This is a genomic window from Marinimicrobium hydrolyticum, assembly GCF_030848505.1.
Taxonomy (GTDB): domain Bacteria; phylum Pseudomonadota; class Gammaproteobacteria; order Pseudomonadales; family Cellvibrionaceae; genus JAVDDU01.
Genome location: NZ_JAVDDU010000001.1, coordinates 664,412 through 675,913 on the forward strand (window position 1 = coordinate 664,412; position 11,502 = coordinate 675,913).

Here is an 11,502-nt window from a genome sequence, read left to right on the forward strand (position 1 = left end):
ACGTTTCTCGTTAACTCCCTTAATCCTAGGGGCTCAAATCACAGGTATCCGATCCTTTCGCTTCGATAGTCAATAGCCAGAGTGACAGAAGGAATCATTATGGAATACAAACAAGTAACCTTGCCTGCGGACAAAAGCATCGCTTTGGTCGCGCACGACAACAAGAAGCAAGACCTTCTGGCTTGGTGCGAAAAGCACCGGGAAACCCTGGCTACGCATAAACTGTACGCGACGGGTACCACCGGCACGATCATTGAAAAAAACACCGCCTTGCCCATCACGAAGCTGATTAGTGGCCCCTTGGGCGGCGATCAGCAAGTGGGTTCACTCATCACCGAAGGTAAGGTGGATTTCCTGATCTTCTTTTGGGACCCGTTTGAGCCACTGCCTCATGATCCGGATGTGAAGGCATTACTGCGTATCGCCGCCGTGTGGAATATTCCTGTTGCGTGCAATCAGGTGTCCGCGGATTTTATGGTGGCATCGCCGCTGTTTAACGGCACAGTGAGCCGTTCGATCCCGGACTATGAGAGCTATATGCGCTCGCGTGCCAAATCTTGAATGGCCCCCGCCACTAACCACCCGCGCGCCGAAGGAGCCAATCCATGGCGCGACTACTCAGTAGTCGTTTCGCATAGCCCATAAGATACGTGGGCGTGGTCACGTAGTAGCGCGCTTTGGGGCGACGGCTTTCCAGCGCGTGCCGCAAGGGTTTGTAAACGGCTTCCGGGCCGAGGGTAAAACGAGAGTTGGGGCCGGTTCTGGCCAACCTTTCAAACGCAAGCTCGTAAGTCTCTTTCAAGCGGCTTTTACTGGGATCGACGTTGGCTTTCAATGCCGCTAAAGCGTTTTTGCGGAACGCGCTGGTAATGGGGCCCGGCTCTATTAGGGACACATAAACTCCTGAGCCCTCCAACTCCAGGCGCAACGTATCGGTAAGGCCTTCCAGAGCGAACTTGCTGGCGTTGTAGGCGCCGCGAAACGGCATGGCAGCAAAACCCAGTACGGAACTGTTTTGAATGATCCTGCCCTGGCCTTGCTCAAACATGGCGGGGAGTAGGGCGTTGGTGAGTTCGCACAAGCCAAAGAGATTGGTCTCAAACTGCTGACGCAATGCCTCACGGCTTAAATCCTCCACGGCGCCGGGTTGCCCATATCCGGCGTTGTTAAATAATCCGTACAGTTGCCCCTGGCACAGCTGCAGAACTTCCCGAGCGGCCTCCTGTACACTTTCTGATTTGGCCAAATCCAACTGGATGCAGCTCAGTCCTTCCGCCTGCAACCGCGAGACATCGGCAATCTTTCGGCAGGCGGCAATGACCCGGTAACCGTCACTCAACAAAGCCTTCGCGCAGTAGTAGCCAATGCCTGTAGACGCCCCGGTTACTAGTACGGTTTTTGAGTGTTCCATAAACGGCCTCTGCTGCTGACTCTGCGTGGGCGCCGATGCTAACACAGCCAGGGTGGAGGGCACCACGGAACCCTGCCGAGCGTTATTGACGGATAATTCGTTGTCTGCTACTTTGGCTTGCGAATGGGCTTGTCTATGTTGTTTCTTTCGACGTTCTGTTGCCCAGTGATCAGTGATATATCCAAATCCGAATAAAAAAACAGATTCTTAATAAGGTTAAGGTATTTAGCCCTTCTCTTCCATTGCTTTCCAGAGTAGTGCTCGTCCCATAGTCGTGCTTTCGTAGCCGGGAACCGTAAAAGTCGATAGATAAAGGAAATATGCTATGCGTCTGTTTCAGTCAGAACTCCATTTTTCTCGCGCACTTGTGGTGCTTTCGATTTTGTTGGCCGCGATGCTGCTCACTGGCTGTGGCGGCAGCCGCGGCGGTACACCTTTCGAACCAGGTACGCCCACACATCAGCCTCCAGTCAATGACGGTGGCAGTCAGCAGGACGACGACCAGAACAACGGTGATGACTCCAGCGATGGCGGAGACACCGGCGGCGAGGGCTCGGGTGGCGATGAGGATCAGAACGGTAACGACGGCGATCCCAGCAGTGGCGGCGATCAAGACAGTGACGACGGGTCCGGCGATCAGGGCGGCGACTCCGGCACTGGCGATGATGACCAAAGCGGCGACGATGATTCTGGTACTGGCAGTGAAGACCAGGGCGGTGACGATGACTCTGGCACCGGCGGCGATGACCAAGGCGGTGACGATGATTCTGGCACTGGGGATGATGACCAGAATGGTGATGATTCTGGCACCGGCGATGACCAAGACAACGACGACAATTCAGGCAACGATAGCGACGACGCGGGCAGCGATGACGAAAACAGTGACGACGAGAGCAATGATGATGACCCGGCCCCGGTCAGTTACTCGGTAACCGTAAATACCGACGAAGGCGGTAGCGTAGATCCAGGCTCACTGGACGTGGCCGAAGGCGAAAGTGCCAGCTTTACCATTGCGCCCGATCCCGGCTTCGAAATCGGTCCAGTGACTGGCTGTGGAGGTTCGCTGGACGGAAGCGTTTATCTTATTAGTGAAGTCACTGAAGCCTGTCAGATCGATGTCACCTTCACGCCCTTAAGTTTTACCGTAACCGCCAGCGCGGAAGAGGGTGGCAGCATCAGTCCCGGCAGTGTTCAAGTCAACTACGGTGCTACCGCAGACTTTACTGTGGAAGTGGATGCTGGTTTCCTGCTACTTGACGTGGAAGGTTGTGGCGGTACCTGGAACGAGACTCCTAACTACATCACAGGTGAGGTTACCGGAGATTGCGAGGTGCAAGCCAGCATCAAAGATTTACGCCACACGGTTACGGCAACCGCCGAACAGGGCGGGACCTTCCACCCCACCAGTAAGCGGGTGCCCCCAGGTGAAACCACGACCTTCACTCTTGAGGTGCGCACAGGCTATACGTTTGAGGGGGTCCACGGATGTGGTGCTGTTATTGACGGAGATACCGTTACGACGGGACCTGTGGACGAAGCCTGTGAGATCACCGCCAGTTTCTCTACCCTGACCGTTGCGGCGCCGCTGAACCTAATGGCTACGTCTGGAGATAGTCAGCTAAGTTTGATGTGGGACGGGGTTGAGAATGCCAACGGCTACATGGTGTATTACGCTACCGAGCCGGGTGTTGTGCCCGGCGGTACCGGTGGGGACGTGGTCGAAACCGCTGAACCTGGGGCTACCCTCACAGGCTTAACTAATGGCACCAGCTACTATGTCGTGGTAACGGCCATCATTGACGATCAGGTGGAAAGCGATCCCAGTAACGAAGCCGTTGCGCTGGTCCATGAAGACATTCAAGGCTATTCCTATTGGCCCACCGATACAGGAATCTGGTGGTGCGCCGACAATGATGAGAGTGACCTGCTTTGCCCGGTCGAAGACTTCCCAGGCCAGGATGGCGACTACCCGGGTTCGGGCTTCAGCTTCACCAAACTGGATGCCAACGGCAATCCGCTGGATGATTCCGCCACCGAATGGCGTTGTGTCGAGGACAACAACACCGGACTGGTGTGGGAAGTTAAGCTGGATGACAGCAGCAGCTTACATCACTATTCACATCGGTATAGTTGGTATCAGCCGGACGGTCAAAATGGTGGGCACTCCGGCACCCAGGATGCCGGGAATTGCAAAGCAGGCACAGACTGCGATACCCACGCTTTTGTAGCCGCGGTCAATGAAGCCACTCTGTGCGGAGCTGCGGATTGGCGTTTGCCAACTCGGCAGGAGCTGCTGACATTGGTGGACAGCGGTACGACCAGTCCGGCCACCGATTCCACGTATTTCCCTCGCGTACAGTACAGCGGTACTCATGTTTACTACTGGACGGCAACCAGCGTAGCGGCCGATGGAGAACGTGCCTACCAAATCCACTTTGACTTAGGCTACATGGAAAGCTCTACGAAAAACTATGCCGACCATGTTCGCCTTGTGCGTGGCACTGGCCAGTAATTAAGCAGCCATCGAAACGGAGATTGAGCGATGAAAACTATTAACACGCAATGGGTTCGACTGGGTGTGCTTTTACTGGGCATGGGGCTTCACAGCGCCTATGCGGATAGCTGCGAAAACAGCAACACCAGCATCGATGTGAGTACACCCACAGAAGATTTTGCCATTAACGATAATGGTACAGCGATTCACAGAAAAACCGGACTAATGTGGATGCGCTGTCCACTTGGGTACGAACTAAGTAGCGAAGGCGATGTGTGCAGTTTAGTCGACGACGATGAGTTCACCTGGCAGCAAGCCCTGCAAATAGCTGAGACAACGGAATATGGACATTACGGCGACTGGCGCCTTCCGAATCGGAATGAGCTTGAATCCATTGTTGAGCTCTCCTGCTGGGAACCCAGTATTAATACTGAAGTATTTCCAGGGACACCGGACGCCGCTTTCTGGTCCTCATCACCACTGCAATCCGACGGTGCCCGGGCGTGGCGGGTTAACTTTATCAATGGCATCGTCAGTGACGACAACAAAAGCATCGCTTATCCCGTGCGTTTGGTTCGGGATCTCAACTAAGCGCACAGAAGCGAGAGCGACCAACGTTGCCGCTCTCGCTCCCTTCACTTGTCTTTAATGGATGCTGCTTTGATAGGGTACTCATGCGCTGCCACTTGCATTTTACCAAGTCAGGACTAAACGCCCTGGCTTAGTTTTCTGCGAAAAAGATCCACCGCCATCCGATAACACTGCAAGGCGAGCTCAGGGTCGTATCGATCTCCCTCATCACGCATAAACGCGTGCTGCCCGTTAACTTCCATCCAGCTAAACGTGCAGCCGGCGTCTCGTAAGGCTTGGTTGATCTGCGCCCGTGGTTCGTCCGGTACATGCGGGTCTTGGCGCCCCCAGATCAACAGCAATTCCCCTTGGATTTCTCCCGCGCGTGTCAGAGTTTGATCGGCGGGTTCGGCGGGCAGGGTGTTCGAGTGCAAATCCGTTGCGTAGAGACAGCACGCGGCTGAAATGTGTGGATTCAAGGCGGCACGGAAGGCCAAGTGACCACCGAGGCACACCCCCATGCTGCCAACGCGGCCGGAGTAATAAGACTGCTGGCCCAGAAAATCAATCATCGCTTGCGTATCGGTATCGTGATCTTTCAGCGGTTTGGCGAACTTGTCATTGTTGCCTTTTTCTTTGCCCGCATCGTCATAACCCAGGACGGTACCAATAGGGTTGAGTTCGTGCGCCACTTCCGGGACTAGCACCACAAAACCGTGGCCAGCCATAATGGCAGCGGAGCGCGCGATGGGTGCGGTCTGCTGAAAAATTTCCGAGTAAAAGATAATGGCGGGGTAACGGCCTTCGTCCACCGGACGGTAGATATAGGTGCGCATTGTGCCGGTAGGTGTGGACAAGTCAACGTAGTCGTTTTGGATAATCATGCTTTGGCGGACTCAAGTAACAATAATCGGATGCTGTTAAAAACGTTCATTCAGCGGGGCATATATCGGCTCGCAGATTAACCCAGCCAGACCGGTCTGACAAACGCCAAGGGCCGCGGGTACCTTGTGCTAGGATATAACGTAAATTAATTCACACACTTGATACGGAGGCTTTATGACGCGCACTCCCGGCAAAGGCGCCAAACTGAAGCCACAGGTGCGCGTATTGCTCGACGAAGAAATTGCGTTGGGACCAGGTAAGGCCGATCTTTTGGAAGCCATTGCACACACTGGGTCCATATCCGCTGCAGGCAAAAAACTGGGTATGAGTTATCGGCGTACCTGGTTGTTGGTGGATACCATGAACCGGTGCTTCAAACAGCCTTTGGTGGAGACCTCCACAGGAGGCAGTCGCGGTGGCGGTGCACGGCTGACGCCGCTCGGGTCTGAGGTTCTCACCGAGTACCGAACCTTGCAGGCCGAAGTGGCGGCCGCGAGTCAAGCCGGCTTTCTGCGGTTAAAAAAACATTTGCGCGCCAAGCCCCTTGAAGCTCAGTAGCCCTCAGGCTGCGTTCCCGTTACCCGGGTGACTTGTGGGTGGGGTGTGCGCTCGACTATACTCTTTCTCGTTATTTCCGCTCGTATATAATGGGATGCCGTATGCCCCATAGACCTTCAGGCCCGCTACGCCGCTACTCAACGCTGATAACAGCTTTGTCGGTGCTGCTCTGGGCTTCCTATGGGATGGGGGCCGAGCTGCGCATTGCCGTGGCCGCCAACTTTAATCACACCCTGCGCAGCCTGGTGGAAGAGTATCAGACTGAAAACCCCGAATTCAGGGCAAGCGTCAGTAGCGCCTCATCCGGTAAGCATTTTGCCCAGATTCGCCAGGGCGCGCCTTTCCATGTGTTTTTCTCGGCGGATGATCAGCGTACTGCGGACTTAGTGGCCAGTGGCGACGCACTCGCCGCTAGCCGCACTCCTTATGCGCTGGGGCAACTGGTGCTTTGGAGTTCAGATCCTGCGTTGATTCCAGAGGATGGCCTAGGGTTTTTACGCTCCGGTGAATTCAACCGCTTAGCTATCGCCAACCCACGCGTCGCTCCGTACGGTGCGGCGGCCGAAGCCTTACTGGAGGATGCCGGCATTGAGCTGGCGCGAGGACAACGGGTAACCGGACAGAGCATTGGTCAAGTGTTTAACTTTGTCAGTTCCGGTAATGCGGATGTGGGTTTTATTGCGGCATCTCAAGTCATCCTGCATGAGCGTCGGCAGCCGTCCGGCTCCCGTTGGCAGCCCCCAGCTGACAGTTATCCGCCCATCGTGCAGGAAGTTGTACTTTTAAAAGCCGGTGCCGATCATCCCTGGGCGAGCGATTTTTTATACTGGGTCGTGTGTGATTCAAAGGCTCACGCTCTGATCCAAACTGACGGCTACCTGATTCCCGATGACGAGGCGCGCCATGTCTGCACTGGGAATCAGTGAGGCTGACTGGGCCGCGCTTTGGTTGACCTTGCGCCTTGCCGGGGTCACAACCTTAATTCTGCTTGTGCTGGGTACACCTCTGGCTTGGTGGCTGGCCACCAGCCAGCGGCGAATCAAAGTGGCGGTGGAGTCTGTTGTGGCTTTGCCGCTGGTGCTGCCCCCCACGGTGCTGGGTTTTTACGTGCTAATGCTACTGGGTGCCCAGGGGCCAGTACAGGCACTGGGTGGGCCGGCGCTCGCGTTTACTTTTACCGGATTGGTGATTGGCTCCGTACTGTATTCCTTACCGTTTGTGGTGCAGCCGTTGCAGAACACCTTTTCCGGTATTGGCCGGACAACGCTTGAAGCCGCATCGACACTTCGAGCCAGCGCCCTCGACCGGTTTATCACGGTAACTTTGCCGCTGTCGCGTCGGGGGTTCTTAACCGCTGCCACCTTGGGGTTTGCTCATACTCTGGGGGAGTTCGGCGTGGTGTTGATGATCGGCGGAAATATTCCCGGTGAAACTCAGGTGATTTCCATCGCCATCTATGACCATGTGGAGGCGACCGATTACGCCTCGGCACATCGGGTATCCGGGTTTCTGTTGGTGCTGTCATTCACCATGCTATTTGCACTCTACGCCGTTAACGGGCGCTTTAGGGTGAGCGTGGCATGATCGAGTTCGACTTCACACTTGAGCGTCCAGGCTTTCGATTAGCGCTGGAAGGACAGATCCCCGATCGGGGGATAACCTCACTGTTTGGCCGCTCGGGGTGCGGTAAAACCACCTTGCTACGCTGTATCGCCGGACTTGAGCCACACTGCAAGGGGCAGCTGATCGTTAACGGAGTGCCCTGGCAACATGCTGAGCTTTTCGTGCCTGCGCATCGGCGGCCGGTGGGTTACGTGTTTCAGGAGGGTGCGCTCTTTTCGCACCTGACGGTAGAGCAAAATCTTCGGTATGGCTACCAACGCATCCCCAAAGCTGAACGGCATTTACACCCAGAGGACGTGGTTGAGTTACTGGGTTTGGAGTCGTTTTTAGACCGGTACGCTTCTGAGATGTCGGGCGGGCAGCGCCAGCGCGTCGCCATCGGCCGCGCCTTGCTCACCAGCCCGCAACTCCTGCTGATGGATGAACCCCTGGCTTCGCTGGATGAGCTTAGCAAAAACGATATCCTGCCGTGGTTGGATAAATTACATCAATCTCTCTCCATCCCCGTGATCTATGTGACGCACGCCCTCGAGGAGGTTGCGCGGCTAGCCGACCATATGCTTATGCTGGAGCAGGGGCGTTTACTCGCCTCCGGCACGCCGGCAGAACTCATGACACGCACGGATTTGCCCCTAGCGCACGCGGACAACGCTACCTCAGTGATTGATGCGCAGGTGACCGATTTTGACGAGTCCTACCATTTGCTCAGTCTAAGTTTTTCCGGCGGGCAGATGCAGGTGCCTGCTCGCGTGCGGCCGCAGCAGGATCGGGTACGGGTAAGGGTAGCAGCCCGCGATGTTGCCATTAACTTGGTCCAACAGCAGCAGGGAAGTGCCTTAAACCAAGTGCCCGCGCGTATTACTGCCCTGTGTGATGATCCACACCCGGCCCACCAGTTGGTGGTTCTGGCTTTGGGTGAAACAAAGCTGCTGGCTCGCATCACCCGTCGGTCCCGTGACCTGCTTGAGCTGGCGCCAGGTATGGCGGTTGTCGTGCAGTTCAAGGCGGTGGCGGTATCTTGAGCGTATTGAATACGGCTGTCTAAATTAAAATTTGCTAGTCTGCTTGTCCCAGGTTGATTTGCCCCATGCCTACGGCTATACCTTACTCATCACCCTTCAGTAAACGGTGGTAATAACCGGAATCGTAAATTTATCCCGCCCTTATAGCTTGAAAGACATGGAGTAGGTGCTTGTCGTCGGCACCTGCTTGGTCGTAGCAGGACTCCACACCGCTCGTCGCTATCAAACAACCACTTGTCGGGATATGGGATAAAAATCCCACGCCGTGCTAAAGTTTATGTACTGATAAGAGGAGTTCAGTTCATGCGGCAAGCTGGTTTTACACTCATCGAATTAATGATGGTTTTCGCCATCATAGCCATCCTGGCATTGATCGCTTTTCCCAGTTACCAGGATCACATCACTCGCGGCCACCGCACCGCCGCTCAAGCGCAGATGATGGATATAGCCAATCGCCAGCAGCAGTATTTCCTGGCCAACCGAACCTATGCCACGAAAGCCCAAATCGAAGACAGCGGCTATGCGCTGCCTAGCGATGTGAGCAGCCATTACGGCTACACAATTACCCTGGGCACCACGGCGGTGCCTTCTTTCACCATCACGTTCGAACCAAAAGGTTCACAGGCCAGTGACGGCAACCTGACTCTAAATCACGAAGGAAGAAAGACCCCTGCGGAGAAATGGTAACCATGCGCACCTTCGTCCCGAAACCTGCTCAGCGCGGCGTTACGCTGATAGAACTGCTGGTGAGTCTCATTATTTTGGCCGTTGGCTTACTCGGTACTGCCGCACTGCAAGCGCGTCTGCAAATGTCAGAGATGGAAGCTTATCAGCGCAGCCAGGCACTGATTTTGTTGAATGACATGGCTCATCGTATCGCCGTCAATCGGAACAACGCTATTGATTATGTCACCGGAACAGATAATCCATTGGGCGTAGGTATGACTAACTGTCCCGCCGCTACCAGCACCAGCACACGCCAGCAAATTGATGCGAAGGAGTGGTGCGAGGCTCTTCAGGGTGCGGCAGAAACAATCGATGATGCCCGGGTCGGCGCCATGGTGGGTGGGCGCGGTTGCATAGAGAATCTCGGCAGTGGCAGCTTCCAAATTACCGTGGCCTGGCAGGGCACTGGCCCAATTTCGGCACCGCCGGACAGCGTTGCCTGCGGCAAAAACAGCTATGACGGTGAGCCTGGCTCGAGCTGCAAGAACGATCTTTGCCGGCGTACCGTTACCACAGTAGTACGGGTGGCCACGCTATGATCAACTTCAAAGCCAGAGCCCAGCTCAATACCTCTAGCGGAATTGCTGCAAAAGTGCAGCGTGGTTTCAGCTTGATCGAGATGATGGTTGCCATCACCCTTGGGCTGGTGCTGACGACGGGCATTCTCCAGCTCTTTCTCAATACCAGTCGAAACAACGACGAGTTGGCCAAGACCAGCGCCTTGATTGAAAACGGCCGCTTCGCCATTCAATTGCTCCAAACGGATCTTACCCACGGTGGTTTTTGGGATACTCATGTGCCGCAATTCGATGATCTGACGTGGGAAGAAGTTCCCACCGACGTCCCAACAGCCGTTCCCGATCCCTGTTTAGCTTATAGCGAAAGTGATTGGGATGCGGATCACAAGCACAACCTGTTAGGCATCGCGGTCCAGCTTCACCAAAACGTTCCTGGAACCTGCGCCGGCATTATTAACAACCGCAAGGCCGATACCGATATTCTGGTGGTTCGCCACGCGGGCGCGACCCGTTGTGACCCTAACGTTACTGGATCCTGTGCCGCAAATCAGCTCTACTTTCAGGCATCCTTGTGTAACGATGACACATCGCCTTTCAAACTCGTCGATGACGTTTCAGAATTGGACCTGCGGGTAAGAACTTGCACCGATTTTGCTACGGCTCGCAGGTTCGTCTCCCACATTTACTACATCCGCGATTATGCGATCACTGAGGGTGACGGCATCCCCACACTTATGCGCTCGCAGTTCGGTCACAACGCTGCCTCCGGAGAGCTGACCCACCTGCCCGCAGAGGCACTTATTGAAGGCATCGAAGACCTAAAAGTTGAGCTGGGGATTGATCATCTGAGCGCCTCCGGCTCAAGTGTGAACTACGACACAGCAGTCAACTGGCCCAACCCAAACAACAAGGTTTCCCCTACCAATCGGGGTGATGGCGCACCCGACGGAGCCTTTATCCGCTGTGCAACCCCCTGTGATGAAGACCAACTGACTAATGTAGTTGCAGCCAAGATTTATTTTCTGGTGCGCGCTACCCAAGGCACCACTGGGTACACCAACACGAAGAAGCACGTACTAGGCTCCACCGAACTTGGTCCATTCAACGATAATTTCAAGCGGCATGTGTATTCCACTTCCGTACGCCTGATCAATGTCTCCGGAAGGAGGGAAACACCGTGAAGCCAATGGTTTTAATGAAGGCTCAGCGAGGTGCGACCTTGATTATCGCGCTCATTATGCTGTTGCTGTTCACTTTAATGGTTGCCAGCGCTTTCTCGCTCAGCAGCACTAACCTTAAGGCCGTAGGCAATATGCAGATGCGTGATGAAGCCATTGCGGCGGCCAATGTCGCCATAGAGCAAGTCATCAGCTCGGCCTTTACCACAGCTCCCTCTGCTCAAACTCTTGAGGTTGATCTTAACGGCGACGACACTCCGGACTATATTGTTTCGATTGCCACGCCTGAATGTATCCGCGCCACGCAAGCCACTCCTGCCGCTCTCAGTAGCGTAGCGTTGGCTGCAATGTCAACCGCATCCTCGTGGAACACGGTGTGGAGCCTCGACGCCACTGTAAATGATCCCGCCAGCGGCGCTCTGGTACGGGTACGCTCCGGCGTGCGTGTACTGCTCTCACAGGCGGAAAAAGACGCTGTGTGTCCTACTACTTAATGTTGGCTAGGCCAGAGGAAGTT

General features: G+C 55.1%; 13 protein-coding genes. 11 read left to right on the plus strand and 2 right to left on the minus strand.

Going from position 1 to position 11,502, the window contains the following annotated elements; genetic code table 11:
- The first annotated feature begins 99 nt into the window (after positions 1-99).
- Entirely contained in the window at positions 100-561 is a 462-nt protein-coding gene (locus RBH33_RS02930) for a methylglyoxal synthase (protein ID WP_306730624.1), read from the plus strand.
- Between the two features lie 13 nt (positions 562-574).
- On the opposite strand, the gene RBH33_RS02935 is transcribed toward RBH33_RS02930, so the two are convergent.
- On the minus strand, positions 575-1,411 hold the full coding sequence (locus RBH33_RS02935) for an SDR family NAD(P)-dependent oxidoreductase (RefSeq protein ID WP_306730625.1): 837 nt from the start codon (positions 1,409-1,411) through the stop codon (positions 575-577).
- A 325-nt stretch (positions 1,412-1,736) separates the two neighbouring features.
- Here RBH33_RS02935 and RBH33_RS02940 point away from each other — a divergent pair, with 325 nt between their 5' ends.
- Both RBH33_RS02940 and RBH33_RS02945 read left to right on the plus strand, forming a co-directional pair.
- Positions 1,737-3,923 carry an Lcl C-terminal domain-containing protein gene (locus tag RBH33_RS02940; RefSeq protein ID WP_306730626.1) on the plus strand — a complete coding sequence of 729 codons (2,187 nt, stop codon included), beginning with the start codon at positions 1,737-1,739 and terminating at the stop codon, positions 3,921-3,923.
- Between the two features lie 30 nt (positions 3,924-3,953).
- Complete coding sequence (locus tag RBH33_RS02945; protein WP_306730627.1) at positions 3,954-4,496, plus strand: Lcl C-terminal domain-containing protein; 543 nt, start codon at positions 3,954-3,956, stop codon at positions 4,494-4,496.
- 116 nt (positions 4,497-4,612) lie between these two features.
- On the opposite strand, the gene RBH33_RS02950 is transcribed toward RBH33_RS02945, so the two are convergent.
- A complete protein-coding gene (locus tag RBH33_RS02950) occupies positions 4,613-5,359 on the minus strand; it encodes a dienelactone hydrolase family protein (RefSeq protein WP_306730628.1) in 747 nt (248 codons plus the stop codon).
- A gap of 175 nt (positions 5,360-5,534) precedes the next feature.
- Here RBH33_RS02950 and RBH33_RS02955 point away from each other — a divergent pair, with 175 nt between their 5' ends.
- The 8 genes from RBH33_RS02955 (at position 5,535) to RBH33_RS02990 (ending at position 11,479) form a co-directional block, all read left to right on the plus strand.
- Positions 5,535-5,918 carry a winged helix-turn-helix domain-containing protein gene (locus RBH33_RS02955; RefSeq protein ID WP_306730629.1) on the plus strand — a complete coding sequence of 128 codons (384 nt, stop codon included), beginning with the start codon at positions 5,535-5,537 and terminating at the stop codon, positions 5,916-5,918.
- 101 nt (positions 5,919-6,019) lie between these two features.
- Positions 6,020-6,844, plus strand: coding sequence for a molybdate ABC transporter substrate-binding protein (modA, locus tag RBH33_RS02960; protein WP_306730630.1), 825 nt, complete (start codon positions 6,020-6,022; stop codon positions 6,842-6,844).
- Positions 6,822-7,502: a molybdate ABC transporter permease subunit gene (gene modB, locus RBH33_RS02965; RefSeq protein WP_306730631.1), complete on the plus strand. Its 681-nt coding sequence runs from the start codon at positions 6,822-6,824 to the stop codon at positions 7,500-7,502. Before modA ends, modB begins: the two co-directional genes overlap by 23 nt.
- Complete coding sequence (modC, locus tag RBH33_RS02970) at positions 7,499-8,563, plus strand: molybdenum ABC transporter ATP-binding protein (protein WP_306730632.1); 1,065 nt, start codon at positions 7,499-7,501, stop codon at positions 8,561-8,563. The genes modB and modC overlap by 4 nt, the downstream gene beginning before the upstream one ends.
- A 303-nt stretch (positions 8,564-8,866) precedes the next feature.
- Positions 8,867-9,250, plus strand: a complete 384-nt coding sequence (locus tag RBH33_RS02975; RefSeq protein ID WP_306730633.1) for a type IV pilin protein — start codon at positions 8,867-8,869, stop codon at positions 9,248-9,250.
- A 2-nt stretch (positions 9,251-9,252) separates the two neighbouring features.
- A complete protein-coding gene (pilV, locus tag RBH33_RS02980) occupies positions 9,253-9,828 on the plus strand; it encodes a type IV pilus modification protein PilV (RefSeq protein WP_306730634.1) in 576 nt (191 codons plus the stop codon).
- Positions 9,825-10,988, plus strand: coding sequence for a PilW family protein (locus tag RBH33_RS02985; protein WP_306730635.1), 1,164 nt, complete (start codon positions 9,825-9,827; stop codon positions 10,986-10,988). The genes pilV and RBH33_RS02985 overlap by 4 nt, the downstream gene beginning before the upstream one ends.
- Positions 10,985-11,479, plus strand: a complete 495-nt coding sequence (locus RBH33_RS02990; protein ID WP_306730636.1) for a hypothetical protein — start codon at positions 10,985-10,987, stop codon at positions 11,477-11,479. Before RBH33_RS02985 ends, RBH33_RS02990 begins: the two co-directional genes overlap by 4 nt.
- Positions 11,480-11,502 lie beyond the last annotated feature (23 nt).